Origin of the sequence: Arenibacter sp. P308M17 (assembly GCF_003426735.1) — a bacterium.
In the GTDB taxonomy this organism is placed as follows: Bacteria; Bacteroidota; Bacteroidia; order Flavobacteriales; family Flavobacteriaceae; genus Arenibacter.
Genome location: NZ_QVON01000009.1, coordinates 67,789 through 94,263, shown reverse-complemented (window position 1 = coordinate 94,263; position 26,475 = coordinate 67,789). Strand labels below are relative to the sequence as shown.

Below are 26,475 nucleotides of genomic sequence, written 5' to 3'. Positions count from 1 at the left end.
AGCTTTTTCCAAAATTAAGATTAATTATCGGATACCAATAGATAAACGGCGATAGCCACAAAAACAACAATCTGAAGCCATTTCAAGATTTTTCCCAGTTGCCCATTCTCCCTAATATATTTGGAAATGGATCCGGCAAGAATGGCAATGGCAATAAAAATAATTGAGGAAACCAATATGAATATAGTTGCCAGTACATAAAATTGAATAATAATATTCAAAAAATGGCTAAACAAAAAACCTGGAAAAAAAGCCAAGAAAAATATGGTTACTTTTGGATTTAATACATTCATTATAAAGCCCTTTCTATATAAGGCCGTCAATGATTTTTTTTCTGTATGGCCATTGGATATATTCAGTTCATCACTTCTTCTAAGCACTTTAAAGGCCAAATAAAACATATACAAGGCACCAAAGATCTTTATTGAGAAATATACATTGGGATTCTGTTTTATTAATGCCGACACCCCAAAAGCGAGTAAGGTGGCATGGACCAAACAACCTGTCATTAATCCCGCAATGGTAGCTATGCCATATTTTTTTCCGTGGACCATACTTTGAATCAATACAAAAATATTGTCCGGTCCCGGAGAAATGGCCAAAGCCGCGGTAGCCAATACAAATGCCAATAATATATCGTAATCCATTTTACAGAAAATTGGAATAAAAGTATATAACTTTCATGGATGGAAATCAATTATTATGGATTCTTTACCCTATCATTAATCCACTTTTTTATATCTTCCCCAAAAATCATGATATGAAATTAGTTTTTTCTACCCTCAGCCTATTGGGAGCACTACTATTGATGGGTTATGGCGCCCCTAACACAAATAATTTGAACAAAGATTTAAACATGGAAAATTCCAAAAAACAGGACAGTGTATTACGACATGTAGTACTATTTAAGTTTAAGGCGAATACCTCCAAGGAGGACATTGAAAAAGTGGAGGCCGCTTTTAGTGCCCTACCTTCCAAAATTCCTCAGATAGTGGGTTACGAATGGGGAATCAATAACAGTCCCGAAGGATTGGACAAAGGGTTTACACATTGCTTTTTCCTTACCTTCCACAGTGAAGAGGATCGCGCCATATATCTTCCGCATCCCGACCATAAGGCTTTTGGAGCTATATTGACCCCACATTTGGAGGATGTTACCGTGGTGGATTATTGGACCAACTAATGTCTTTCGGCAGTAAGCAGTTGGCAAAAAAACCCAGGCTTTTCCTATATTGAAAAAGCCTGGTTTTTTTTATTCCTTAAAAAATAAGACAATCTATCCCTACTGGCCATTGGACCGGCCTACAATGGCCTTGTTGATTCTTTTTATTAGTGACGGGCCTTCATAGATAAACCCTGTATACAATTGAACCAAATCCGCTCCGGCGTCCAACTTTTCCAATGCATCTTCGGCAGAATGAATTCCGCCAACTCCGATAATGGGAAATGCCTTATTGCTTTTTTCCGATAAAAAACGGATTACTTCCGTACTTCTTTTGGCCAGTGGCCTACCGCTTAACCCCCCTGTTTCCTCTTTTAACAAAATATCGGATTTCAGATTATCACGGGCAATGGTCGTATTACTCGCAATTAGCCCATCTATATCGGTATCCTTGACAATACCAATAATATCCAGTAACTGGTCATTCGATAAGTCGGGCGCTATTTTCAGAAGAATGGGCCTCTCCTTCCCATCCTTTGCTCTTGCCAATTTGGTATTTTCCTTTTTTAATTCCTTCAGCAAGGCCGTCAAAGGTTGTCTATCCTGAAGTTCCCTGAGCCCGGGCGTATTTGGGGAGCTAACATTTACTACAAAATAATCCACATGATCGAACAGGGCATCAAAACATATTAAATAATCCTTTGCAGCCAATTCATTGGGGGTTAGCTTATTCTTCCCAATATTGCCCCCGATCAATACCCTATGCTTTTTTTTCAGATTTTCAACAGCATCGAATACCCCCTTATTATTAAATCCCATTCTATTTATGACGGCCTGATCTTTCTTTAAGCGAAATAATCGTTTTTTTGGATTTCCATCCTGAGGTTTGGGGGTCAAGGTACCTATTTCAATAAATCCAAATCCAAAATCGGATAGTTCATTGTACAATCTGGCGTCCTTGTCAAAACCGGCCGCCAATCCCACCGGATTCTTAAATTTCAACCCGAACAATTCACGTTCCAAACGCGGGTCATTAACCGTATATAGCTTCCTGAATATAGCTCCAAATCCCATTCTGGAAAAAAAACGTAACGCTTTAAAAGTAAAATGATGAATGTTTTCTGGATCAAATTGAAAAAGGATGGGGCGGATAAGCTGTTTATACATGTAGAATATTTTTCGCAAAAATACAAACTACACCTGCCAAACCACTCTAAACACCTGCTTTTTATTAACATTAACTACAACTTATTCCCGTACCATTCCTAGAGGTTGCCTGGACACTTCCTGACAAAGTGTTACATACCTTTGGTATTGCTTTTCATTAAAAAGTGCCAAAAGTTTAAGATCGTACTTCTTAAAAACCTGCTTCATACGCTCCTCCAGAACCTTATACTTTACCCCCAATGCCGTTAAATCCTCGGGAGTGGTTTGTGGATGGCTTTCAAATAGATTTTTCCGTTCCTCATCCAATAGGCGGGTTTCTATTTCCAGTGCTGCCTTGAACTCTTCTAAATGGGCCACCTGATCTTCCTTAAGTTGAAATATTTGTATAATAGTATCCGATTCCGTGGCACCAATCGCCAGACTACATTCTTGTTGTGCCCGCGCGGATATCCAAAATCCGACAATAAAAATCAAGGCGGTAAAAACTTTTTTACACATGGCTTCTTATCCTGATCATAAATACAAATATAAGCTAATAATGTCACCACTTGCCCCTCTCCAAAGGACATCTTTTGCTGTATATTCATATACCGAAAAAAAATTACACAAGATCTTGAATTCATGACCTATACCAGTTTACTTCTGGATGCAGGACATTATATGCTAAGGAGTTACCACAATAGCAACCAATAAAAATAATAAACTGTATTTTTGATTAAAATCCATTATTATGCAACACATTATTGACAGGTTCATAAGTTATATCACCATAGACACCCAAAGCGACCCCAACTCCACTTCCACCCCCAGCACCGAAAAGCAATGGACACTTGCCCGTAAATTGGAGGCAGAACTTAAGCTAATAGGAATGCAGGATGTGGTTATCGATGACAAAGCCTACATTATGGCCACTTTGCCCAGTAATATGGAAAGGGAAGTGCCTACTATAGGGTTTATTTCACATTTTGATACTTCCCCGGATTTTACGGCCACCGAAGTGAAGCCCCAAATAATCGAAAATTATGATGGGAGGGATATTGTGCTTAACAAAGCGGAAAATATTATACTCTCTCCCAGTTATTTTGAAGACCTATTACAATACAAGGGCAATACCCTTATCACAACGGATGGCACCACTTTGTTGGGTGCGGATGATAAGGCCGGAATTACGGAGATCATTACGGCCATGGAGTACTTAATACAACATCCCGAAATTAAACATGGTAATATCAGGGTAGGATTTACCCCGGATGAAGAAATTGGCCGCGGGGCACATCATTTTGATGTTGCCGCATTTGGGGCCGATTGGGCCTATACGATGGACGGCAGCCAAATTGGGGAATTGGAATACGAAAACTTTAATGCGGCAGGAGCCAAAATAACCATTAAGGGGAAAAGTGTACATCCGGGTTATGCCAAAGATAAAATGGTCAATGCCATTTTGATCGCCAACGATTTCATTTCCCAATTGCCCGGACATGAAATTCCCCAAAAAACTACGGGACGGGAAGGTTTCTTTCACGTCCACCACATAAAGGGAGAAATTGAACTGGCCGAAATTGAATTGATCATCAGGGATCACGACCTAAAAAAATTTGAACAGCGCAAAGAACTTGTACAGTATATCACTGAAAAATTGAATGCGGAATACGGGGAATGTGCATCCCTTCATATCCAAGATCAATATTTTAATATGAGGGAAAAGATAGAACCGGTAATGCATATTGTTGAAATTGCCAAAGAGGCCATGGAAAGTCTGGGCATATCACCAATCGTTAAACCTATAAGGGGCGGTACCGATGGCTCCCAATTGAGTTATATGGGACTGCCCTGTCCCAATATTTTTGCAGGCGGACATAATTTTCATGGAAAATATGAATATGTGCCTGTAGAAAGCATGCAGAAAGCGGTGGAGGTCATCATAAAAATTTGTGAGCTTACGGCCAAAAGATAGTCCTATCATTTATTGGCGCTTTTAAGTGCACCCATATACTGCCAATTGGCAATAGGAAGTAGCAGTTGCCAGTGGCGTTCGCAGGAGATTCTGGTTCTAGGGTAACGTGAGTTCGATATAAAAATAATTGAGGGGAATTTTTCAACACTGCCTGCAGTACACAATTGATCATTGCCTATAGCTTATTGTTCATTGTTAATTGCTAATTGCATATAGCTCGGCTTCATCGAGTAGTATTTTCCAAGACAACGATCGAAGGTCCGTTGGAAAGCCACTTTTGGCCCAGACCGGTCGTGTCCCCCAAGGGTAGAAAATATACAAAAGATCCCAGGGCCAAGTCAATATCGCCATCCCCATCCATATCCTCCGCATCCATTACGATCCATCGTCCTTTGATCGACTCCGGAAAGGAATATTCCCCAAATTTCATATCCCCTTTATTTTCCAGGTACACAAAACTCTCCTCTGGAGAACCTATATAATCAGGGAAAAATGAAATGGCCGCAATATCCAGATCCCCATCCAGATCGTAATCTCTTGGCATAGCTTTATAGGCCCCGTTCAAATGATAGAAATAGGCTTGCTTAAAATTTAAATTTCCATCGTTCAGAAAGATATAAATACCGTGGTAGTCCTTTAATATGGGGGTTTTATCCGCATTATCCCCACAAACATATACGATATCATCGAAGCCATCCCCATTAAAATCCAACAGTTCCATATATTGGGAACCATTTAATGGAAGAAAAGAAAGTAATCTTTTGTTGGAAAAAGTACCATTTCCCTGGTTTTGATAGTACATAATTCCTTCATCCCCTTGGGCCATAAGGACAAAAATGTCCCGGAGACCATCCCCATTGCCATCCTTTATTACTGCAGTAATGGCACCTGGCCTGTTGCCCAGCGCCCTCATAATGTATTTATCCCCACCTTTATTTTCGTACCAAACCAATTTTCCGGTTTCATTGCCGTATTCACAGGCCACAATGTCTTCTAATCCGTCCTTGTTTAAGTCGCCATAGGCCATGCTTACCGGCCGTTGCAGATCGGGAAGTATTTCATTGGCAGTGTACTGCCCTTGGGTTCCCTTGGCAAATATTTTTTGTACAGCCCCGTCCGAAACATCATTAGGAAAAATATTCTTGCCTGCAGTGGTTAAATAAATAGTATCATACTTTTCGTAATAATGGACAGGGGCCGATTTAAGGCCGAGAATGAAATCCTTTTCGAGCTTATTGGTAAGGAAAGTTAGGCTATTTATATTTCGCTTACTATCTGCAAACACCACTCCCCTATTTTCCGGTAATATTTTTACCATGGACGTTAAGGGCGGAGTATGGGAAAAAGCGGACTCCCTGTATTTAAAATGCTTTAGGCCCATATTCATTTTTTGGGTCCGCTGAGGGTGCATAATGGTATCCGGGGCATTATTAAGGTAATAATCCACTATTTTATTCCAATCGGATTGGGCGATAAGTGGTCTTTCAGGAAAGATATTTGCCTTTTTGACCACTTCCCCGCTCCTACCATTATCAAAGAGACTATCTGGCCTTATGTTTCCTTTGTATATCCCCAACCGATGGCCCATGGCCGGAAGCACATCGTTCTTCCAACTGGACTTGGGCAACAGGTCCGGTTTAACGAAGAGATGGCAACTGGCACAGTGAATTTCCGCCAAGCGGTTCCCAGGTAAATTGCTAGCCGTTGGTTCCTTATATTCCAAAGTCCGCGATTCCTTTTTATTTCCGGAACAGGAGCACATCATAACAAGGAGTCCCGCAAATGGAATTAAAACCTTCATAAAAAATCTGATACCGATAGTCGATTCCATTTAAAAAATTTATTGGAAAATATACGTTTGCCCAACAGGTCCATGCAATATTAATTCAATCCAATCCCAAAACCAATGCATTTAGGGTTTAATCAAATATAATTTTATTCTTTGTTTTAATTGGACAGAAGAAAATATTAGCTATTTTTTCAGTGAACTCATCTTGACTTTTTGTTTTCAACCGAAAAGTTATGCTATTGTACCCTAATAAAGGCTTTTTGGATCAGCATAGCAGCGCTACGGTGAGAGAAAAAGACAAAATTAGGGTGCAAAATGATGATTTTGCAGGTAATAGAAAAAGTTAAGATGAGTTCAGTTGTTGGAGCTTCCCAAAAAAAGTAACTTTAAACATTAATTTCTTATGGAAACTAGAATTAGGAATATAATGATTAAGAAACAACAGTAGATATTAGATGAAAAATACCATTTCACATAGAGTAGCCGATTTTCTTAAAAATTTCCCGCCCTTCAATGTCCTGGGCCAGACAGACCTTGAAACCCTTGCCCAAGAAATAACCATTGTCTATAAGGAAAAGGATAGTGTTATTTTTGCCGAAAATGATGAGCCACACCCCCATTTTTATGTGGTAAATAAGGGAGCTGTTGCCCTTAAAAAAGGATTGGACAAGAGTATCATGGACATGTGCGATGAAGGGGATATATTTGGACTTAGACCCTTAATGGCCCAAGAAAATTATAAAATGACCGCAAAGGCGCATGAAGAAAGTATACTATACGCTATTCCCATCAACATATTTAAACCCTACGCCCAAAGGAATATAGCCGTTGGAAATTTCTTAATTGAAAGTTTCGCCTCCAATACCAGAAATCCGTATTCCAAAAGCCATCGGGGCAAATTGTATGACGAGGTACCGGATTTAAATCCCGTGGCCCCCGATACCCAAGTATTGGATTTACAATCTGTACAGTATTCTAAAAAATTGGTTACCTGTACCGCTACCACCTCTGCCAAAACTATAGCCAAGAGAATGACCGAAAAAAAAGTGGGCGCCATGCTGGTGGTCAAGGATAAGATGCCCATTGGGATCATTACGGACAAGGATCTTCGTAACAATATTGTTACCGGTAAATACCCCATTACAACCATGGCCCGGGATATAATGGTCTCGCCGGTGATTACCTATAACAAACACATGACCATAACCCAGGCACAAATGGCGATGATGAAAAGCAATATCAGCCATTTATGTATTACCAAGGACGGCACGCCCAACTCAAAGGCTATCGGGATACTATCCAAACACGATGTTATGGTGGCCCTGGGCAACAACCCGGCCGTATTGATAAAAGCTATAAATAGGGCCAAGAAAATAAAATCGATAAAACAAATTAGGAAAAGTATTACGCAGCTTTTACAGGACTATTTGGATCAAAATATTCCAATTAAATTGACTACCAAAATAATATCCGAACTTAACGATGCCTGCGTAAAACAAATTATCAAACTATCCCTGGAGGAAATGCCAACAAAACCTCCCGTAAAATTTGCATGGCTGGCGCTTGGTAGTCAAGGACGTAGCGAACAACTCCTTCAGACCGACCAGGACAACGCCCTGGTCTTTGAAAATGTTCCTGAGGACAGGCTTATAGAAACAACCGATTATTTTTTGAAATTGTCCAAACTGATAAACAAAGGGTTGTTTGATATTGGATACGATTATTGCCCTGCCGAAATGATGGCCTCCAATCCCAATTGGTGTTTAAGTCTGGAGGAATGGAAAAAGACCATTTCCCAATGGATTATAAATCCAGGGACAGATGAAGTACTGCTTTCGTCCATATTTTTCGATTATAATATTACCTATGGTGATGTAAATTTGGTGAACGAACTATCGGAACACATTTTTGATGCCACCAAAAAATATCCTATTTTCTATTTACACTTAGCCAGTGGCGCTTTGCAAAACCCTTCACCAACAGGCTTTTTTAGACAGTTATTGGTGGAGGAAGACGGGGAACATAAAGATTCTTTCGATCTAAAGAGAAGGGCTTTAATGCCTTTGACCGATGCGGCAAGGGTGCTGATTTTATCACATTCGGTCAAATCCATCAACAGTACCGCAGAGCGATTTGAAAAATTGGCAGAGCTGGAACCCAACAACGAGGAAATTTTCATGGCCTGTTCCTATGCCACTAGGGCCCTTTTAAAGTTTAGGACAAAACACGGTCTGCTCCACAATGATTCGGGTAGGTATATTGCCATAGAGGAATTGACCAAGGAAGAGAAAATTAAACTTAAAAGGACATTTAAGACCATAAAGGAAATTCAGGAGTTGGTAAGTATAAGATTCAAAGTTTCAAACCTGTTGAGATGATAAATTTCTTTAAAAAAAAAGTAAACGACTATCCCGATTATTGGCAGGAATACGAGAATAGCTTCAATAAAAAACCGATTGAGGACCCCAGCCTGGTAAGATTTGTGGTATTGGATACGGAAACCACAGGTTTCGACTATCTCAACGACAGGATTCTATGCATAGGCGCACTAAGTTTGGTCAACAAAAATATTGCCCTGAACCAAAGCTTGGAACTCTTTTTAAAGCAGGACCACTATAATGCGGAAACTGCAAAAATTCACGGTATCCTCAAAAATGGCGGGACCTCCTGTATTAGTGAGGGTGCAGCCATGAAAGAACTATTGGGCTTTTTGCAGAATGCGGTAATAGTAGCGCACCATGCCATTTTTGATATTACCATGATCAACAGGGCGTTGGAAAGAAACGGCCTTCCCAGATTAAAAAACAAGGTGTTGGACACTTCAAATCTCTACAAAAAAACACTTTTAAATTCCAATGTATTTAAAAAGAAAGAACACTATTCCTTGGATGAATTGGCAGAGAAGTTCGATATATCCCAGAAAGATAGGCATACGGCCATGGGGGATGCCTACATTACTGCCATTGCATTCCTAAAAATCAGGAGTCGATTGAAGGGCAAGGGACAACTGCAGTTAAAAGACCTGTTGAAAATGGGGTAATTATTTTAAGGTAGCTAGATAGTCCAAAACATTTTTTCCAATTCTGGACTGGATATCCGAAATATCGGCCTTAATAAATTTTTCTCCGGTAATATTTTCGTAGAGCTCAATATATCGTTCCGAGACCGTTTGAATATATTCATCGGTCATTTCAGGTACTACCTGTCCTTTTAACCCTTGAAAATTATTGCTGATCAGCCATTGGCGCACAAACTCCTTGGACAATTGCTTCTGGGCCTCTCCCCTGTTCTGTCGTTCCCCATAGCCATCGGCATAAAAATAACGGGAAGAATCCGGAGTATGGATTTCATCAATAAGCACAATCTTGCCCTCCTTGGTTTTCCCAAACTCATATTTGGTATCCACCAAAATCAATCCCCTTTTGGCGGCAATTTCCGTACCTCTTTGAAAGAGTGCCTTGGTGTACTTTTCTAGAACTAGGTAATCTTCCTCACTAACTATTCCCCTTTCCAAAATGGCTTCCCTGGAAATATCCTCATCGTGGTCCCCCATTTCGGCCTTAGTGGCAGGGGTTATAATAGGAACGGGGAATTTATCGTTTTCCAACATTCCGTGGGGCATGGCAACACCGCAGAGCGTTCTTTTCCCCAGCTTGTATTCCCTTGCGGCATGTCCGGACAAATACCCCCTGATTACCATTTCCACCTTAAACGGCTCGCAGGCTAACCCTACGGCAACATTGGGATCTGGAGTGGCCAACAACCAATTGGGTACTATATCGGAGGTATCCGCCATCATCTTAGTGGCTATCTGATTTAATATTTGACCTTTATACGGAATTCCTTTTGGCATAACCACATCAAAAGCGGAAAGCCTGTCCGTAGCCACCATTACCAGAATATCATTTTCAAGATAATATACCTCCCTTACCTTTCCTTTGTATAAACTTTGCTGTCCCGGAAAGTTAAAATTTGTATCAATTATTGTATTACCCATGTTGCAATTATCAATTGTTATGCTCAATTCCCTTGTAGGCCTCGATCACCTTTTTAACCAATTTATGCCTTATCACATCCTTATCGTCCAAATAGATAACCTCTATCCCTTCAATGTTCTGAAGTACCAACAAGGCCTCCTTGAGTCCCGAGATCAAACGCCTTGGCAAATCAATTTGTCCCGGATCGCCATTGATCAAAAATTTCGCATTCTTTCCCATTCTCGTCAGGAACATTTTCATTTGCGCATGGGTAGTATTCTGGGCCTCGTCCAAAATCACAAAGGCATTGTCCAAGGTCCTACCGCGCATGAAGGCCATAGGGGCTATCTGTATGGTGCCGTTTTCTAAATAATGGGCTAATTTTTCCGGTGCTATCATGTCCCGTAGGGCATCGTATAAAGGTTGCATATAGGGGTCCAACTTTTCCTTAAGATCTCCTGGCAGAAAACCCAAATTTTCACCGGCCTCCACGGCAGGCCTGGTCAAGATGATCCGTTTCACCTGTTTTTCCTTTAACGCTTTTACGGCCAAGGCCACCCCCGTATAGGTTTTTCCTGTTCCCGCCGGTCCTACGGCAAATACCATATCATTGTTTCTGGCAGCATCGACCAATCTACGTTGATTTACCGTTTGTGCCTTTATTAGTCTACCGCTTACGCCATGTACCAAAACTTCACCACTGATCTCAGAGGACTCAAAAACTTCCTGCCCATTACCGGCCAGGAGTCTCTCAATACTGTTTTCATCCAACTTATTGTACTTGGCATAGTGGGCGGTGAGCAGGTCGAACCGTCTATCGAATTCATCCAAAAGGTCTTCGTCTCCATAGACCTTGATCTTGTTTCCCCTGGCAACAATTTTGAGCTTGGGAAAATGCTTTTTCAGTAAATCTATGTTCTCATTGCTCTGTCCAAAAAATTCCCTTGGGCTAATGTCTGTAAGTTCTATTATAAGTTCGTTCAAAGAAGAGAGGTGTTATAAAGGATTAGATATGAAATATATATTTTGGTTCGCTGTTTTTTTATGTAATTTTGTGCAACAAACTTAAGTAAAAAAACAACTTACCAAACCAAAAACATATCAACAGTCCTGTATGGCTATAATTACTTTAACTACTGATTTTGGACATAAGGACCATTTTGTAGGCGCCATAAAAGGGACAATTTACAAAGAATTGGCAGACGCAAAAATTGTTGATATTTCTCACTCCATAGCACCTTTCAATATTCAGGAATGTGCCTACATACTCAAAAATTCATATAAAAATTTTCCTGACGGCAGTATCCATATCGTAGGGGTGGATTCTGAATTGACACCGGAAAACCAACATATTGCCGTTTTAGTGGACGACCACTATTTTATTATGGCCAACAATGGGGTAATAGGGCTTATTATTTCTGAAATAGTACCGGAAAAAGTGATAGAAATTCAATTGCCCAATACGGTTGATAGTTCGTTTCCTGAAATGGATGTTTTTGTTAAGGCCGCAAGCCATATTGCAAGAGGTGGAAAATTGGAAGTAATAGGTAGGCCCTTTAAAAACCTAAAGGACCTAAGGGAGTTCAATCCAAGAATTTCGGATGACGGCAAGACCATCTCCGGAAGTGTTATTTACATAGATAACTATGGGAATGTGGTAACCAACATTCAACAAAATATTTTCAAATCCGTTGGCAAGGGTAGGCCCTTTGAACTACATGCCCGAAATAAAAAAATTAAGGAGATCCATAAAAAATACAGCGACATCATTAATTATGAACTGGATAAAAGTCAGCGGAAATCGCCCGGGGAATTACTGGCCCTATTCAACTCTTCTGGATATGTAGAGATCGCTATTTATAAGAGCGACCTAAATACGGTGGGGGGGGCCTCTACCCTATTGGGTCTTGATTATAGGGATACCGTAATTATTAATTTCAATTAATATCAAGTTGTGAAGGTTGGTAGGAATTGTAGATTTGACCTTCAAAATAAAAAATATTGCTAGTTTTAGGGCCAACTTTAAAAACAATACCAAGAAATCCGGACAGGCGGAAGGCTTTAGCCTTTAGGAAATATTGCAGAGCGCGGAAGTAAGAAATATTTTATTGCCTACAATTCTTGGAACAATAGAACCTATATCCAATATCCAACATACATGATTGCCATATTTAAAAGAGAAATTCAATCGTTTTTTACCTCACCTATCGGTTATCTGGTCATAGGACTCTTTTTAGTGCTCACCGGCCTGTTCCTATGGGTATTTAAGGGACCGTTCAACATATTTGAATACGGTTTTGCAGATCTGGGCAATTTCTTTCTTCTTGCCCCTTGGGTATTTCTTTTTCTGATTCCCGCCATTACCATGAAAAGTTTTTCGGAGGAAAAAAAACTGGGCACTTTGGAGCTGCTTTTTATAAAGCCCATTTCATTATGGGAAACGGTTCTGGGAAAGTTCTTCGGTTCCCTTTGTCTGGCATTGATCGCTATACTACCTACCCTTCTCTATGTCTATACCATTTCCCAATTGGGTGCAACTATTGGTAATCTGGATATAGGCCTGGTATTGGGGTCTTATTTTAGCCTCTTATTTTTAATTGCAAGCTATACCGCAATAGGTCTTTTTACCTCTACCTTATCCGAAAACCAAATTGTGGCCTTTATAATCGGTATGGTGCTCTGCTTTTTTATGCTGTACGGATTTGAAAGCCTGGCCACCATATTGCCAAATGGTCCTGTGGTACTTTTGGTGGAGCAAATAGGGATGAAGGCCCATTTTGAAAGTATCGCCAGGGGTGTCCTGGATACCAGGGACATTATTTATTTCACAAGTCTTACCCTGTTCTTTCTATACCTGACCGTAAATCAACTAAAAAATCAAAATAGGTAATGAAGAAAGCTGTATTATCTATTATCAAGGCTTTTGCCCTATTGCTGATCGTAAATGTTCTGGCCAACTATTTCCATGAGAGAATAGATCTTACCGAAGATGGCCGATATACCCTTTCCAAGGCGGCTTTAAATTCTGTTGGACAGTTTAACGCTCCGGTAATTATAGATATTCTGCTAGATGGAAATCTTCCTTCGGAATTTGTAAAACTTAAGTTGGAAACGCAGCAGCTTTTAGAGGAATTTGGAGCGGAAAACAAGAATATAAAGTTCAATTTTGTAAATCCGCTTGAAGGGGCCACTCAGATTGATGCCGTTATCACAGATTTACAGGCTTTGGGCCTTACCCCCACCAACGTTACCGTTGAACAGAACGGAAAAGTCTCCCAAGAGATTATCTTTCCCTGGGCCATGGTCAATTACAACAACAGCACCGTTAAGGTACCCTTGCTAAAAAATAAACTGGGTGCCACTACAGAGGAGCGGGTAAACAATTCCGTGCAACATTTGGAATATGCCTTTGCGGACGCCTTTACAAAATTGAACATAAAAGAAAAGAAAAAGATAGCCATTATTAAGGGCAATGGGGAATTGGACGATATTTTTATGGCAGATTATCTGACCACCATAAAAGAGTATTACAACATTGGAGCCATTACCTTGGACTCGGTGGCCACAGATCCAGAGAAGGTATCGGAACAATTAAATGGTTTTGACCTTGCGCTCATTGCAAAGCCTACAGAGGCCTTTAGTGATGAAGAAAAATTTATTTTGGATCAATATATTGCCGGGGGCGGCAAATCCCTTTGGCTCATAGATCAGGTAGCTATGGAACTGGATAGTCTTTTTAACGAAGAAGGAACCGCCATGGCCCTACCGCGCAATCTTAACCTAAACGATTTTTTCTTTAAATACGGGATTCGTTTAAATACGGATCTGATCAACGACCTCTATTTTACCCAAATAGTCTTGGCGACCGGAGAAGGGAACAGTTCCCAATACAAACCTGTTCCCTGGTACTACCATCCAATGGTCTTTTCCAAAAACGACCATCCCATAAACAACAATTTGGAAGCGATAAGGTTCCAGTTCACAGGTAGTTTGGATACTTTGCCCAATGATTACAGAAAACACGTGCTGCTCAGTAGTTCGCCCTTATCCAAAACCGAAACAGTGCCAAAGCCGATTCAACTGGATATTATAAATACGCCTCCGGATAAAGACTTCTACAATAATGGAAATAAGATCTTGGGAGTATTGGTGGAAGGCGCCTTCAAATCCACATTCATGAACCGGGTAAAACCGCTTAAGTTGGACAAAATTGTGGATCAAGGTCCTGAAAACAAAATGATCGTACTAACGGACGGGGATCTTATAAGAAACCAGGTCCGAAACGGCAGGCCCTTGGAATTGGGTTATGATAAATGGACAAACAACTTTTTTGGCAACAAGGAATTTCTTATAAATTGCCTTAATTACCTCTTGGACGATACCGGACTTATAAACATTCGGAACAAAAAAGTAACTATCCCTTTCTTGGACGTGGAAAAAATTAATGATCAAAAAACCAAATGGCAGTTGATTAATATTGGCCTACCCCTTTGTTTGACCCTTATTTTTGGTTTCCTAATTCACGCCATACGAAAGAAAAAATATGGGGCATAAGTGTTGATAAGTTTGTTTCCTTAAAAAGGACATTTAAAATATCTTTGTTTTGACCGTAATTCGAGGAATTTTACGGATTCAAACAGATATTCGAACCCTGTTTTAGGTTGTAGTATAATGTAGATTCCTTAAAAAAAAATAAACCAATGAAATTTATAGTATCCAGTACTTATTTACTAAAACAACTCCAAGTTTTAGGTGGGGTCATCAATAACAGTAATACACTACCCATTCTAGACAATTTTCTCTTCGATTTAAATCAAAGGGAACTCACCGTTTCGGCTTCCGACTTGGAAACCACAATGAGTTCTGTATTGGAAGTGGATTCGGACAATGAGGGAACCATTGCGGTTCCGGCAAAACTCTTGTTGGAAATCTTAAAAACCTTTCCTGAACAGCCCTTAACTTTTGTTGTTGAGGATAATAATACGGTGGAAATCAGTTCTAACCACGGTAAATATGCTTTGGCCTATGCCGATGGTGCCGAATTTCCAAAATCAGTGGAACTGTCAAATCCGTCCGCCACCACAGTACTTGGGGATATATTGGCAACTGCCATCAACAAAACTATTTTTGCTGCCGGAAATGATGATCTGAGACCTGTAATGAGCGGTGTCTTTTTCCAATTTTCACCAGAAAGTTTAACCTTTGTGGCCACGGATGCCCATAAATTGGTAAAATACCAACGTACGGATGTCACTGCCTCCAAAGTGGCCGAATTTATAATGCCAAAAAAACCATTGAATTTATTAAAGGGAATTTTGGCCGGCAGCGAAACGGAAGTGCTCATTGAATATAATGAGAGCAACGCCAAATTCAGTTTTGAAAACACCGTCCTGATCTGTAGATTGATCGATGGCAAATACCCGAATTACGAAGCGGTAATTCCAAAAGAAAATCCAAATAAATTATCCATTGCCCGAAACCAATTGTTAAGTTCGGTAAGAAGGGTTTCCATATTCTCCAATAAGACCACTCACCAGATAAGATTAAAAATTGCCGGGGCAGAACTTAATATTTCTGCAGAGGATATAGATTACAGCAATAAGGCGGAAGAACGTTTGACCTGTTCTTACCAGGGTGACGATATGCAGATAGGGTTTAATTCCAGGTTCCTGGTAGAAATGTTGAACAACCTTACTTCAGATGATGTGCAATTGGAAATGAGCCTTCCGAATAGGGCCGGAATCCTTACTCCAATCGACGGTTTGGACGAAGGCGAAAATGTAACCATGCTGGTAATGCCGGTAATGTTGAACAGTTAGAAATAGATATTCAACTTGAAGGTTGAATTCAAAATTCACCCACTCTTTCATTATAAAAAAGCCGTATTTCCAATAAAATACGGCTTTTTTGTTCCTTAAAATGAAAACCAGCACCTACATTTCTACTGTGTTGGCAAACCGGTTAGGACGTATAAACAATTAAATTGTTTCCATAATTGAGACTTATTGTTTACCCTCCAATTTTAGCAATTTCTCCCTATCTTTTTCAATCCCATCTTCTAGTTTTTCTATTTTCTTAGTGAGCTTTTCCATTTCCATGGGAGACAGTCTTCCTTTTTTTTCATCTTTGATAATTTTTTCCTGAATCTTTTTAATTTTCTTTTCATCTTTGGCAATAGACCTTCTCTTTTTATCTATGTCCGACGAAAGTTTTTCCCTCTTTTTTAATTCCTTTTCAGCCTTCTTTTGCACTTTTTCAGACTTTTTAGCGTCCCTTTCGGCCTTTTCAATTCTCTTTTGAACCTCTTTGGCCTCTTTGGCTTTGGCCAAAATCTGCCCTTGCTCCATTTGTTCGGTATTATCAATTGGAGTTACAGGCACTTGGGTTTCCTGTGCCAAGTTGATTTGGCATAACAAACCCATTGCCAATAGTGTAAAAACATTTATTATTTTCATTTGGTATGGTATATTAAATTGAGGTTCCCGATATAACTAAACTCCAAATCTTGATCGGATCCTATGCTATATTGGTCAGTATTAAAATTACGCAATTTTTCCTTAAATAATTGGCCCTAAAATCATTGGCCATCACTTAACTATTGTTAAAATATTTTTCCACACTTCTATAATCTGGGCGATTTAAGACTGTTCTATACAGTGTTCAGGCTTAACCCACATTGTTTCAAATATTGGGGCCACTAAATATGTGAATTGGATAATGGGACTGGTTTGAAAATATTATATTGTATTTTTACTCGATAATCGAGATTTAAATGCTCCGACGCTTGCCTGCCCGTTCCGTTCAGGCGGGCGTCGAAATCTAAAAATAAAGTTCCTTTCAATGCCTCGAGGGTTTGCCCAGAGGTAATTTAATATCAATTATCATGCTATGATTACCAACGACAACATCATTGCATTGGCCACTCCCTCCGGGGCCGGGGCCATTGCCGTAATCCGTATTTCCGGTAAGGATTCCATTGCCCTTGCCTGTCCTTTCTTTAGATCCATCAGGGACAAGGATCTACTAAAACAAAAAAGCCATACCATACACCTGGGGCATATTATGGAAAATGACAAGGTGTTGGACGAGGTATTGGTATCCCTTTTTAAAGGCCCGCATTCCTATACCGGCGAAGACGTTGTTGAGATATCATGTCACGGTTCGCCCTATATCCAACAACAAATAATCCAGTTGTTTTTGCGTAATGGTTGCCGCATGGCAAATGCGGGGGAGTTTACCCTCCGTGCCTTTTTAAATGGAAAAATGGACTTGAGTCAGGCCGAGGCCGTGGCCGACCTTATAGCTTCCGATAACGAGGCCAGTCATCAAATAGCCATACAACAAATGCGTGGCGGGTTTAGCAACGAGATCAAAAAATTGCGGGACCAATTGCTGAACTTTGCCTCCCTTATGGAATTGGAGCTCGACTTTGCAGAGGAGGATGTGGAATTTGCGGACCGTACACAGTTTAAAAAACTTTTGACCAAAATACAACGGATCCTAAAACGCCTGATCGATTCCTTTGCTGTGGGCAATGTGATCAAGAACGGAATTCCTATCGCCATTGTAGGGGAACCCAATGTAGGGAAATCCACTTTGCTCAATGTATTGCTAAACGAGGAAAGGGCTATTGTAAGTGATATTGCAGGAACCACTAGGGATACCATTGAGGATGAAATTGTAATAGGGGGCATAGGTTTTCGGTTTATAGACACCGCTGGAATTAGGGATACCAAGGATGTGGTGGAAAGCATTGGCATTAAGAAGACCTTTGAAAAAATAGAACAGGCGCAGGTAGTGGTGCTATTGGTAGATGCTTGGCAAATGGCAAACCATGCAAATAAATTAAAAACCAGTATAAAAGAGCTGGAAAAAATAAGGACCAAATATCCCCAAAAACCTTTGGTGGTAATTGCCAATAAGGTAGATAGGTTGGATAAGGAACCAATTAAGGACCTACAATCCAAAATTCCCGGACTACACCTATTATCCGCCAAAACCGGACAAGGGGTGGAAACCTTGAAGTCGCGCCTATTGGATTTTGTAAATACGGGAGCCTTGCGGAACAGTGAGACCATTGTAACCAATACCAGACATTACAGTTCGCTGTTAAAGGCCTTGGAGGAAATAGAAAAAGTACAATTTGGCATGGAAGAGGACACTCCCAGCGACCTTTTGGCCATAGATGTAAAGGAGGCCCTATACCATTTGGGGGAAATTACGGGACAAGTGACCAATGATGAATTGTTGGGAAATATATTTGCCAATTTCTGTATCGGCAAATAGATTTGAACCCAAAAAAACCACTGAAATCTATTCCAATATTATCGATAAAAGATTAAAGAGGCTCCGCACTTTATCTACACGTTGAATCTGGGTACTATTTAAGGGATAAAAAGAACATTAATAAAATGTTTTTTATTTTTAAATTTATAAGGAACTGAAAAATTAATTAATTTAATTTTTCCCAACTGTTCTATTTTCCCATACTCATTTTCCTTATCGCCAAAAAACCCGATTATTTCATATCTGCCTATGCCATTATTACCGGGGCACATCTTTTCCCATAGGCTTGGTTGTACAAAGAAATATCTTATGCTGTTATGGCCGCACTTATGACAATTGGGGCAACTGTAATGCGCCGGTTGCAGGGAGTATATATATTTTACATTCCACTATATATAAGTATGTTATTGCTAGTTATAGGTTTGTTTGTTTATTTCCTTTTCATTGAGGGCAAAGCAGAAGTTAGTGGATCGTCATTGTGAATCAGCTTCTTAACAACCACAGAAAGCACTTTCAAAGTCGTTTTTTTACAATTTCCAAGGACCCGACCATAATAACTTTGCCCGTATTAATCATATAAATATATAACCTTAAAAATCAATGAAAATGAAGACAAAAGTAAACATTATGAAAAAAAGGCTTGCAATTGTTACAATGATGGCTTTTTTAGCCATAGGGCAGGCAAATTCGCTTCATTTAAACGAAGTAAGAAACACTATCCGAGCCATCAATGTGACAAAAGAAATGAGTCATCAGGGATATTTTAGTTTAAAAAGAGAAGAGGCAACAAAGGCTACAAAGATTCGTCCCTATTACAGAATCTCTGAGAACATTATCAACTTAAATTATCCCAATCTTGATGGTTCGCCGGTTACGGTAGTGGTCTTCGATGAAAAAGGAACAACACTATACTCCGATGTATCGAGAAAGAAAACCCATATCAGTAAAAGATTTGACTTTTCAGAAGTTAAAGGGGTGTATACCGTAATATTCAAAGACGGGAAAAAAGTGTTTCAACAATCATTTCAAATTTAAAAAAACGAACATGGAAAATTTAATGACAACTACCGGTACGGAACTTCTCTTTGAAGAAAGTGTAAGGTTAACCGATTTTATTGAATACGGTTTTGAAATGCGGGACTTGCTCGATAGTACAAAACCAATACCAAATGAAGGGGCCCATTTCGATATTCATTTTGAAGGCAGCCTTATTGGTGAGAAGATCAAAGGCAAGATCAGGGGGGTCGACTATTTAGAAGTAAGAACCGACAGGAAGTTCATTTTAAACCTACATGCCTGTATAATTACAGACGACGGTGCAAATATTAAAGTTGTTGAAACCGGAACGAACAGCAACGGCGATTTAAAATTGTTTATGTCTTTCTTTACCAGTGATGAAAGATATGCCTGGTTGAACCATAAACAGGTGTTGGGCATAGGGGATGTTGACTTCTATACCGGCACAGCTAACATAAAAGGATATTTAATTTAAAATGAATACAAAATGACAACAGTAAATTTAAACGAACTCGAACTTAACGAGTTCATTGGAAAAGAGGACCATAAACAGCATTGTAAAGCAACTTTTCCTTTGGTCGGGGCTCACGGGTCGAAAGAAATAGCCACGGTCTATTTTGAGCTGGAACCCGGGGATAACCTAGGGATGCATACAGATAGTGCAGAAGAGCTTCTTATTATATTAAGTGGGAAGGCAGAAGCAACCGTAGGCAACTGTAAAAGTGGGGCGCAACAGGGGACTATAGTACTGATTCCTAAAATGGTGCCACATGACGTGAAGAATATTGGTGCCAATACTGTAAAAGTGCTGGGGGTTTTTGGCGGTGCAAACAATATCGTAGCTACTTTTGAAAAAGAGATGCTACCAACAGAATCGAAAGTGGTCAACACAGCCTTGCTTTTTCAAGACTGATATAATCATCTGATTTACTTTTAATTACTATTTTTATTAATCAAAAAACGAACATGGGCATCAGGTTTTCAGAATACAGGCCATCATTACCTCTGACACAGCTGATACAAACGTATTGGACAGGTGATTTCAACCTGTATTCTGAAAATAACTTTGTACAATCGGTAATCCCAAACGGATGTATTGAATTGATCGTACATTTAACTCATGATCATTGTGAATTGAAAAAAGAAGATGCCTGGGGCAGGTCGCCCGAGTTTACCCTCATAGGCTTGCAAACCAAGCCCTATATAGTCCGTTTTAATGAGCAGGTACAGGTTTTCGGTATAAGATTTAACCCAGAAGGAATCTATACCATATTCGGGGTCCCTCCGTCCCATTTCACCTCAACTTTTGAAAGCGGTAGGGATGTTCTCGGCCCAGACTTTGATGATTATTGTTCAAGGTTACGGGAATCGGGGTCAATACAGGAGAAAATTTTCCTTACCGAAAATTTTTTACTTAAAAGACTTTCCAATAATACCAACAGTTACGATTACGTTAAGCTGGCATCAGAGATCATAAGAAAACATCAGGGTGCAATAAGCCTGGACGACCTTATAAAACAAGTGCCTATAAGCGTTAGGCAATTACAGCGGGAATTTAAAAAAAGGTTTGGGATCACTGCAAAAGAGTATATGAGGCTTTCGAGGTTCAACGCCATACAGAAGTATATGGAGGGTGCCGGGCATTTTAAACTTACCGAACTATCATATGAAAACGGCTTTGCCGACCAGTCACATTTTATCAGGGAATTTAAGCTATTGACCGGCATCAATCCAAGGGGCTTTCTAAAAGAAAAGGAAAATTTCATTGTAAACGTGGCCGATCAGTAATAATTATCCAATCAATAATAATAACATGAATTCAATACTAAGGGAAGATCTTTCTGCAATAGAGGGACTTTTTGAAACTATAAAAAATGAGGGGCTTTCATATCTGAACAATATTCAAAATGCCCCCACATCGGTAATAAACAAAGAATTATCTACTCGTAAAATAGAACCGGAAGGAAAAGGATCCCTTGCAGCACTAAATGAGTTCAATGAGCGTTTCAGGGAGGTCATTGTAGCTTCTTCCGGGCCCAGATACTGGGGTTATGTAACCGGGGGCTCTACCCCCGCATCCATTGCGGGCGACTGGCTGGCCAGTGTATACGACCAGAACACTCAAACTATTAAAGGAACGGGCGATATTTCAGGTTTGATAGAATTTGAGACCATAAGTTTATTACTCGATCTTTTTGGGCTGCCACACGACTTTTCGGGAGGGTTTGTAACCGGTGCTACCATGTCAAATTTCACCTGTATTTCCACTGCCAGGCAATGGGTAGGAACACAATCGGGTTACGATATTGCAAAAGATGGATTATCCGGTATATCCCAATTGAAAGTTTTATGTGCCACACCACATTCCTCTGCCGTAAAATCACTATCCATGTTAGGTATTGGAAGTAGGAACATCATTATTGTAAACTGCCTGAAAGACAACAGGGAAGCTATGGATATTGCTTCCCTAGAAGATGAGCTGAGAAAACTTGACGATGAACCCTGCATTATTATTTCAAGTGCCGGAACCGTTAACTCAGGGGATTTTGACGACTTTGAAGCTATCTCACGGATTAGGTCAAAATACAACTTTTGGTGGCATATAGATGGTGCCTTTGGAGCTTTTGCGGGCTGTTCACCTCAATACAGGTACCTTGTCAAGGGTTGGGAAGCCGCAGACAGTATTACTGTGGACTGCCATAAATGGCTTAACGTACCTTATGAGAGTGCTGTTTATTTCATAAATAAAAAGCATGCGATCCTACAGGCCGAGACTTTTCAGAATTCTAACGCCCCGTACCTGGGCAACACAGAAGATAATTTTAATTTTCTCAATGTATTGCCGGAAAACTCAAGGAGGCTAAAAGCCTTACCAGTTTGGTTCAGTCTTGTTGCATACGGAAAAGACACCTATACCAAATTGGTTGAGGAGAATATTCATCAAGCCCGGTTATTTGCAGAAAAACTGATTGAAACAAGTAAATATGAACTAATGGTTCCTGTAAGGCTTAATATTGTGGCCTTTACCATAAAAGGACTAACTGATAAACAAATTGATCATTTCCTCAATGGGGTCAATAGTAGAGGAAAGGTTTTTATGACCCCTTCGGTATATTACGGTAGAAAAGGTATTAGAGCTGCATTTGTAAATTGGAGGACGGGCGTTGAAGATATAAATATTGCAGTTAATGAAATGCAGGCTGTATTGGACAAAATAACCATAATTTGAGGAGTCAGTATATTCTTAGCAATGATGATAAAATAAAAAAACTGCCCCGTAAAGGGACAGTTTTTTTATGGTCTATTCGTTCGCTTTTTATTATCCTGCCATTAATTTTTGCAATCTCTTAACAAGATCTGGATTGCTTTGGAGGGCACCTGCAATTTGCTCGTACTTTTCAACGGCAAGGTTGGTATCCGTTATTATCTTTTCCATTTTGGACTGTATTTCCGGTTGCATTTTCTCAATCTTTTCAACTGCCTTGGCGTGTTTTTGAACATCCGATTGTGCCGCCTCTATTTCTTGGTTTTGCAATTTGGCCTGTTGAATCTCGTTAAAAACGTCTATTTCGATCTCCTGCTCTTCCAAAACGGCAATCATCTTTCTCTGTGCATCCTGCTGTGCTACTTGGATACCCTGATATGCTTTGGCAAACAACTGTAATTCCGCATCTGGTACCGATATTTGTTGTTGGGTAGGTTCCTGGGTTTGTGAAATAGCTATAGAACCTGCGAAGATCAAGGCACAAAATAGCATTACATTCATCTTTCTTTTAAGTCTTAACATAATTATTTATTTTAATTGTTAAAATATTGAAATTGCAACCTACTAGTTTCATTACGGTTTCAAAAAAAATAACAGTTATAATTTTGTTAGTATCAAGAACCTACATAATTAAAAAACATAGTTGAATTTCAATCTTCGGTTACTTTGCTTCCCCACCAGTCGTTGTTAGGTTCAAAATCCACCGATAAAAAATTCATTCGTTCGACCTCTAAAGCAGGTAACTTCTCATTTACAATGCTCTGATGCCGTTTTTGGGCAAGTTCCATATCAAATTCAGGATCTTTTGTTGGCATATTGGCTCCCACTTCCTCTAACCAATCAACAAGCGTTATACCAAGGTTTTCTGCTATTTCAGGATTATAGGCAATAACATTGGACTGCTCGCTACCATCTAAAGCCAGGTTGTACAATTCCTCGCTTCCATCTTCCCAATAATGGATAAGCTTCCAATCGCCCTGCCTAATTATGGAGGACGGGTTACCTCCCTGATTGCCATAATGGGGGTAGTGCCAGAACAGGGGCCTTTCTACCTTCATTTCCTTGCCTTCCAAAATAGGTTTCAGGCTTATCCCATCTATGTGCTGATCAGGCAGTAGATCTACATTGGCCAAATCCAAAAGGGTAGGATAGAAATCGGTTCCAATAACCGGAAAATCACTTTGTGTCCCCCCATTCTTTAACCAAGGTACCTTTATAAAGTAGGGTTCGCGGATACCGCCTTCCCATTGGTACCCCTTTCCGCCCCGTAATGGAAGGTTGGAAGTGGAAAAGGCATCACCAGAGGCAACACCTCCATTGTCCGAAGTAAAGACCACTATAGTGTTGTCTTCCAAGCCGGCATCTTTCAGGGCATTCAGGACCACTCCCACAGCGTCGTCCATACTTTCAACGAGACCTGCATAAATTGGGTTGTCCTGAACCTGTCGGATAGGCAAAACGCGTTCCATTTTATAACCTTTCTCCACAATACCTTGAACCTCGGCCTTGTCCCTGTACTTATCCCATTTTTCCCTTGTGGTCTGAATAGGGCCGTGCACCGCATAAAACGACAGAAAGGCAAAAAAAGCAGAGTCTTTGTTCTGTTCAATAAAATTGGCTGTTTCCATGCCCAATCGCATAGTCAGGTTCTCCCCTTTAACCTTATTGGGCAACTTAGGATTGTCCCAAGGTGAAAAATAGCCTCCCATAGGGCTTCCCTTTTCCCACCCCCCCTTGTTGATTTCAAATCCGTGGTCTTCGGGATAGGAGCCTTCATCCCCTAAATGCCATTTTCCCGCAAAAAATGTTTTATAACCGGCCGCCTTCATGGCCTCCGCTATTGTCACATCCTTTTTTGGAAGGCCGTGTACATATTCTGCCGGCAACAATTTATCATGCCTATTATATTTACGCCAGGCCGTACCCGATGCGGCACCGATCCAATCCGTAATGCCATGGCGGGCCGTAAACTTCCCTGTCATTATGCTTGCCCTGGAGGGACTACATACCCTACTGGCCGCATATCCTTGATTGAATATAAGGCCTTCTTTGGCAATACGGTCCACATTGGGTGTCTCATAGAATTCGCTCCCGGTAACGCTTAGATCGTGGAGACCCAGATCATCGACCAAAATAAATACAATGTTCGGTTTTTTATGGTCTTTCCCCACAACCTTATTTTCCTCCTTGCACGAGGAGAAAACTATTATAAAAATTAATACTAGATAAAATTTTGGAGTTTTCATTTCAAATTATTGTTTTTGCTTTATACCTATTCATCTTCACAGACCTACTTCCTATCCACCCTAAGATGAAAAACCATGGTTAGGCCCATGGTTTTTCAAATCTACAAATTATTACATATTTAATATCAATACCCCGGATTCTGGGACAGACTCTGTTCTGAAATTTCGCGTTCCCTGGCAGGGACCGGCATCAAAATATGATGATCCTGAATGTTGGCCGCCGGGGTATCCATATGTGGATCGGAAACATTTCTGATGGTCTCCACAAAAACCCCCCATCGCAACAGATCGTACTTGCGATGCCCTTCAAAACCAAGTTCAGTGGCACGTTCCTTACGCACGGCCTCACGGAAGGAGCTCTGATCCAAACCACCTAAAAGAGGTAGGCCTGCCCGTTCCCTGATCAAGTTGATAAATGTATAGGCGTTCTCAGGTCCGTTCAATTCATTTTCTGCCTCGGCACGCATTAAGAGTACGTCGGCATACCTAATTACATAGGTGTTTTGACTACCGTTGTTGCTTTTAGGGGCATCTCCATCCGCATTAAAATACTTACCCGTTACTGGACCTGCACCAGGGGTTCTGGGCGACTCCAATACATTCCCGTTCAATTCGGTAACATAACTTATGTCCTTTCTAAGGTCACCATCTTCAAACATATCCTGGTAATCCGTAGTGGGCAACATGTTCTCCCATCCGCCGCCCACGGCATTGGTAGCACCCACTATTTCAATATCCCTGGAGCCTACCCAATTCTGTTTAAAATCATTGCGCTCATCTTGTTCAAACTGAATATCAAAGACATTTTCGTTTACCAAGACACCGTTTTTATCGGGCATTAGCACATACTCCGCATTTTGGCCCCACAAGCTATTGTAATCTGCGACCAAACCGAACATCCCTGAAGTTATTACCTGCTGTGCCCTGGTATTTGCTTCCAGCCATTCACTTTGGGTAAGATGTACCTTGGCCAGTAGAGCGGTAGCCGACCATTTGGTGGCCCTGCCCAAATCTTCCCCTACATACTCGTTGGGCAATACAGATAGCGCCTCACCAAGGTCTTGCTCTATTAAATCATAAACCTCATCTACCGTATTTCTGGTAATACCTATCAACTCATCCGTATTGCCTACTACTTGGGTAAGTACCGGAACAGCCCCGTACACCCTTACCAACTCAAAATAATAAAATGCCCTCAAAAATTTGGCTTCCCCAATTAAACGCTCTTTTAAATACTCATCGTTCATGGGTACATCCGGAACAAATTGAATGACGGTATTGGCCAGCGCAATCCCTTGGTAGTTAGATTGCCACATAGCAGTGGCATCGGCATCATTTTCATTTAGGTCCAGAAACCAAGATACTGGACGCATATTGTGTTGACCTTGAAAAGCGATGTCACTCGGGGTAAAGGCATAATAAAAGGATATAATATTACTGTGCAATCTGGTATAGGCCGCAGTCGTTGCCGCCAAAGCATCTTGTTCGGTTGCGGGGAAACTCCCGGGAACCAAAAAATCTATGGGCTTTTCGGTGATGATATCATCGCAGGATTGCAATGCTATCCCCAATATTAATGTTATTAGAATTAATTTTTTCATCTGTTGATATT

The 26,475-nt window shown here is 40.4% G+C and carries 24 protein-coding genes and 1 pseudogene; 15 read left to right on the top strand and 10 right to left on the bottom strand.

What is annotated here, in order from left to right:
• Positions 1-20 precede the first annotated feature (20 nt).
• Positions 21-647 (bottom strand): LysE family translocator, encoded by a 627-nt coding sequence (locus D0S24_RS18460; RefSeq protein ID WP_117021310.1) that lies wholly within the window; start codon positions 645-647, stop codon positions 21-23.
• Between the two features lie 113 nt (positions 648-760).
• On the opposite strand from D0S24_RS18460, the gene D0S24_RS18455 reads away from it, so the two are divergent.
• Positions 761-1,183, top strand: a complete 423-nt coding sequence (locus D0S24_RS18455) for a Dabb family protein (protein WP_181938139.1) — start codon at positions 761-763, stop codon at positions 1,181-1,183.
• 99 nt (positions 1,184-1,282) lie between these two features.
• Here the strand turns inward: D0S24_RS18455 and D0S24_RS18450 are convergent, their stop codons facing one another.
• Positions 1,283-2,329 carry a quinone-dependent dihydroorotate dehydrogenase gene (locus D0S24_RS18450; protein ID WP_117021309.1) on the bottom strand — a complete coding sequence of 349 codons (1,047 nt, stop codon included), beginning with the start codon at positions 2,327-2,329 and terminating at the stop codon, positions 1,283-1,285.
• 81 nt (positions 2,330-2,410) lie between these two features.
• Positions 2,411-2,827: a hypothetical protein gene (locus D0S24_RS18445; RefSeq protein WP_117021308.1), complete on the bottom strand. Its 417-nt coding sequence runs from the start codon at positions 2,825-2,827 to the stop codon at positions 2,411-2,413.
• Positions 2,828-3,059: 232 nt separating this feature from the next.
• On the opposite strand from D0S24_RS18445, the gene pepT reads away from it, so the two are divergent.
• Positions 3,060-4,283, top strand: a complete 1,224-nt coding sequence (gene pepT, locus D0S24_RS18440) for a peptidase T (protein WP_117021307.1) — start codon at positions 3,060-3,062, stop codon at positions 4,281-4,283.
• Positions 4,284-4,506: 223 nt separating this feature from the next.
• On the opposite strand, the gene D0S24_RS18435 is transcribed toward pepT, so the two are convergent.
• A complete protein-coding gene (locus tag D0S24_RS18435) occupies positions 4,507-6,114 on the bottom strand; it encodes a VCBS repeat-containing protein (protein WP_220377789.1) in 1,608 nt (535 codons plus the stop codon).
• Between the two features lie 413 nt (positions 6,115-6,527).
• Between D0S24_RS18435 and D0S24_RS18430 the strand changes: the two genes are divergently transcribed.
• Together D0S24_RS18430 and D0S24_RS18425 are read left to right on the top strand one after the other, a co-directional pair.
• Positions 6,528-8,450: a DUF294 nucleotidyltransferase-like domain-containing protein gene (locus D0S24_RS18430; RefSeq protein ID WP_117021305.1), complete on the top strand. Its 1,923-nt coding sequence runs from the start codon at positions 6,528-6,530 to the stop codon at positions 8,448-8,450.
• Positions 8,447-9,112: a PolC-type DNA polymerase III gene (locus D0S24_RS18425; RefSeq protein WP_117021304.1), complete on the top strand. Its 666-nt coding sequence runs from the start codon at positions 8,447-8,449 to the stop codon at positions 9,110-9,112. The genes D0S24_RS18430 and D0S24_RS18425 overlap by 4 nt, the downstream gene beginning before the upstream one ends.
• On the opposite strand, the gene D0S24_RS18420 is transcribed toward D0S24_RS18425, so the two are convergent.
• Complete coding sequence (locus D0S24_RS18420) at positions 9,113-10,069, bottom strand: phosphoribosylaminoimidazolesuccinocarboxamide synthase (RefSeq protein ID WP_117021303.1); 957 nt, start codon at positions 10,067-10,069, stop codon at positions 9,113-9,115. It abuts the gene before it with no gap.
• A 10-nt stretch (positions 10,070-10,079) separates the two neighbouring features.
• Positions 10,080-11,033: a PhoH family protein gene (locus tag D0S24_RS18415; protein WP_117021302.1), complete on the bottom strand. Its 954-nt coding sequence runs from the start codon at positions 11,031-11,033 to the stop codon at positions 10,080-10,082.
• Between the two features lie 130 nt (positions 11,034-11,163).
• On the opposite strand from D0S24_RS18415, the gene D0S24_RS18410 reads away from it, so the two are divergent.
• The 4 genes from D0S24_RS18410 (at position 11,164) to dnaN (ending at position 15,868) form a co-directional block, all read left to right on the top strand.
• The gene (locus tag D0S24_RS18410; protein ID WP_117021301.1) at positions 11,164-11,994 is read left to right on the top strand and encodes an S-adenosyl-l-methionine hydroxide adenosyltransferase family protein; all 831 of its coding nucleotides are present in this window, start codon (positions 11,164-11,166) and stop codon (positions 11,992-11,994) included.
• Between the two features lie 213 nt (positions 11,995-12,207).
• On the top strand, positions 12,208-12,939 hold the full coding sequence (gene gldF, locus D0S24_RS18405) for a gliding motility-associated ABC transporter permease subunit GldF (protein WP_117021300.1): 732 nt from the start codon (positions 12,208-12,210) through the stop codon (positions 12,937-12,939).
• Positions 12,939-14,603 (top strand): gliding motility-associated ABC transporter substrate-binding protein GldG, encoded by a 1,665-nt coding sequence (gene gldG / locus D0S24_RS18400; protein ID WP_117021299.1) that lies wholly within the window; start codon positions 12,939-12,941, stop codon positions 14,601-14,603. The genes gldF and gldG overlap by 1 nt, the downstream gene beginning before the upstream one ends.
• Positions 14,604-14,749: 146 nt before the next feature.
• Positions 14,750-15,868: a DNA polymerase III subunit beta gene (dnaN, locus tag D0S24_RS18395; RefSeq protein WP_117021298.1), complete on the top strand. Its 1,119-nt coding sequence runs from the start codon at positions 14,750-14,752 to the stop codon at positions 15,866-15,868.
• Between the two features lie 183 nt (positions 15,869-16,051).
• On the opposite strand, the gene D0S24_RS18390 is transcribed toward dnaN, so the two are convergent.
• Positions 16,052-16,504, bottom strand: a complete 453-nt coding sequence (locus D0S24_RS18390; RefSeq protein ID WP_117021297.1) for a hypothetical protein — start codon at positions 16,502-16,504, stop codon at positions 16,052-16,054.
• Between the two features lie 433 nt (positions 16,505-16,937).
• Between D0S24_RS18390 and mnmE the strand changes: the two genes are divergently transcribed.
• From mnmE to D0S24_RS18360, 7 genes and pseudogenes are all read left to right on the top strand, one after another.
• Positions 16,938-18,335, top strand: a complete 1,398-nt coding sequence (mnmE, locus tag D0S24_RS18385) for a tRNA uridine-5-carboxymethylaminomethyl(34) synthesis GTPase MnmE (RefSeq protein ID WP_117021296.1) — start codon at positions 16,938-16,940, stop codon at positions 18,333-18,335.
• A gap of 182 nt (positions 18,336-18,517) precedes the next feature.
• Positions 18,518-18,619, top strand: a pseudogene (locus D0S24_RS21470) (DUF7010 family protein); the annotation flags it as partial.
• Between the two features lie 322 nt (positions 18,620-18,941).
• On the top strand, positions 18,942-19,370 hold the full coding sequence (locus D0S24_RS18380) for a hypothetical protein (protein ID WP_147321479.1): 429 nt from the start codon (positions 18,942-18,944) through the stop codon (positions 19,368-19,370).
• Between the two features lie 10 nt (positions 19,371-19,380).
• Positions 19,381-19,827, top strand: coding sequence for a DUF3237 family protein (locus D0S24_RS18375; RefSeq protein ID WP_117021294.1), 447 nt, complete (start codon positions 19,381-19,383; stop codon positions 19,825-19,827).
• 12 nt (positions 19,828-19,839) lie between these two features.
• Entirely contained in the window at positions 19,840-20,265 is a 426-nt protein-coding gene (locus D0S24_RS18370) for a cupin domain-containing protein (RefSeq protein WP_117021293.1), read from the top strand.
• Between the two features lie 53 nt (positions 20,266-20,318).
• Positions 20,319-21,140 carry a helix-turn-helix transcriptional regulator gene (locus tag D0S24_RS18365; RefSeq protein WP_117021292.1) on the top strand — a complete coding sequence of 274 codons (822 nt, stop codon included), beginning with the start codon at positions 20,319-20,321 and terminating at the stop codon, positions 21,138-21,140.
• A 25-nt stretch (positions 21,141-21,165) separates the two neighbouring features.
• On the top strand, positions 21,166-22,581 hold the full coding sequence (locus tag D0S24_RS18360) for a pyridoxal-dependent decarboxylase (RefSeq protein WP_117021291.1): 1,416 nt from the start codon (positions 21,166-21,168) through the stop codon (positions 22,579-22,581).
• A 90-nt stretch (positions 22,582-22,671) separates the two neighbouring features.
• On the opposite strand, the gene D0S24_RS18355 is transcribed toward D0S24_RS18360, so the two are convergent.
• The 3 genes from D0S24_RS18355 to D0S24_RS18345 all read right to left on the bottom strand — a co-directional run bounded on the left by D0S24_RS18355 (position 22,672) and on the right by D0S24_RS18345 (position 26,464).
• Positions 22,672-23,139 (bottom strand): DUF4168 domain-containing protein, encoded by a 468-nt coding sequence (locus D0S24_RS18355; protein WP_117021290.1) that lies wholly within the window; start codon positions 23,137-23,139, stop codon positions 22,672-22,674.
• A 128-nt stretch (positions 23,140-23,267) separates the two neighbouring features.
• Positions 23,268-24,863, bottom strand: coding sequence for a sulfatase (locus D0S24_RS18350; protein ID WP_117021289.1), 1,596 nt, complete (start codon positions 24,861-24,863; stop codon positions 23,268-23,270).
• A gap of 125 nt (positions 24,864-24,988) precedes the next feature.
• Positions 24,989-26,464 carry a RagB/SusD family nutrient uptake outer membrane protein gene (locus D0S24_RS18345; RefSeq protein WP_117021288.1) on the bottom strand — a complete coding sequence of 492 codons (1,476 nt, stop codon included), beginning with the start codon at positions 26,462-26,464 and terminating at the stop codon, positions 24,989-24,991.
• Positions 26,465-26,475: the final 11 nt, after the last annotated feature.

Excerpts from the sequence above, each read along its gene's own strand:
- D0S24_RS18460 (WP_117021310.1), bottom strand. The coding sequence starts at position 647 with ATGGATTACGATATATTATTGGCATTTGTATTGGCTACCGCGGCTTTG.
- D0S24_RS18455 (WP_181938139.1), top strand. The coding sequence starts at position 761 with ATGAAATTAGTTTTTTCTACCCTCAGCCTATTGGGAGCACTACTATTG.
- D0S24_RS18450 (WP_117021309.1), bottom strand. The coding sequence starts at position 2,329 with ATGTATAAACAGCTTATCCGCCCCATCCTTTTTCAATTTGATCCAGAA.
- D0S24_RS18445 (WP_117021308.1), bottom strand. The coding sequence starts at position 2,827 with ATGTGTAAAAAAGTTTTTACCGCCTTGATTTTTATTGTCGGATTTTGG.
- pepT (WP_117021307.1), top strand. The coding sequence starts at position 3,060 with ATGCAACACATTATTGACAGGTTCATAAGTTATATCACCATAGACACC.
- D0S24_RS18435 (WP_220377789.1), bottom strand. The coding sequence starts at position 6,114 with ATGGAATCGACTATCGGTATCAGATTTTTTATGAAGGTTTTAATTCCA.
- D0S24_RS18430 (WP_117021305.1), top strand. The coding sequence starts at position 6,528 with ATGAAAAATACCATTTCACATAGAGTAGCCGATTTTCTTAAAAATTTC.
- D0S24_RS18425 (WP_117021304.1), top strand. The coding sequence starts at position 8,447 with ATGATAAATTTCTTTAAAAAAAAAGTAAACGACTATCCCGATTATTGG.
- D0S24_RS18420 (WP_117021303.1), bottom strand. The coding sequence starts at position 10,069 with ATGGGTAATACAATAATTGATACAAATTTTAACTTTCCGGGACAGCAA.
- D0S24_RS18410 (WP_117021301.1), top strand. The coding sequence starts at position 11,164 with ATGGCTATAATTACTTTAACTACTGATTTTGGACATAAGGACCATTTT.
- gldF (WP_117021300.1), top strand. The coding sequence starts at position 12,208 with ATGATTGCCATATTTAAAAGAGAAATTCAATCGTTTTTTACCTCACCT.
- gldG (WP_117021299.1), top strand. The coding sequence starts at position 12,939 with ATGAAGAAAGCTGTATTATCTATTATCAAGGCTTTTGCCCTATTGCTG.
- dnaN (WP_117021298.1), top strand. The coding sequence starts at position 14,750 with ATGAAATTTATAGTATCCAGTACTTATTTACTAAAACAACTCCAAGTT.
- D0S24_RS18390 (WP_117021297.1), bottom strand. The coding sequence starts at position 16,504 with ATGAAAATAATAAATGTTTTTACACTATTGGCAATGGGTTTGTTATGC.
- mnmE (WP_117021296.1), top strand. The coding sequence starts at position 16,938 with ATGATTACCAACGACAACATCATTGCATTGGCCACTCCCTCCGGGGCC.
- D0S24_RS18380 (WP_147321479.1), top strand. The coding sequence starts at position 18,942 with ATGAAGACAAAAGTAAACATTATGAAAAAAAGGCTTGCAATTGTTACA.
- D0S24_RS18375 (WP_117021294.1), top strand. The coding sequence starts at position 19,381 with ATGGAAAATTTAATGACAACTACCGGTACGGAACTTCTCTTTGAAGAA.
- D0S24_RS18370 (WP_117021293.1), top strand. The coding sequence starts at position 19,840 with ATGACAACAGTAAATTTAAACGAACTCGAACTTAACGAGTTCATTGGA.
- D0S24_RS18365 (WP_117021292.1), top strand. The coding sequence starts at position 20,319 with ATGGGCATCAGGTTTTCAGAATACAGGCCATCATTACCTCTGACACAG.
- D0S24_RS18360 (WP_117021291.1), top strand. The coding sequence starts at position 21,166 with ATGAATTCAATACTAAGGGAAGATCTTTCTGCAATAGAGGGACTTTTT.
- D0S24_RS18355 (WP_117021290.1), bottom strand. The coding sequence starts at position 23,139 with ATGTTAAGACTTAAAAGAAAGATGAATGTAATGCTATTTTGTGCCTTG.
- D0S24_RS18350 (WP_117021289.1), bottom strand. The coding sequence starts at position 24,863 with ATGAAAACTCCAAAATTTTATCTAGTATTAATTTTTATAATAGTTTTC.
- D0S24_RS18345 (WP_117021288.1), bottom strand. The coding sequence starts at position 26,464 with ATGAAAAAATTAATTCTAATAACATTAATATTGGGGATAGCATTGCAA.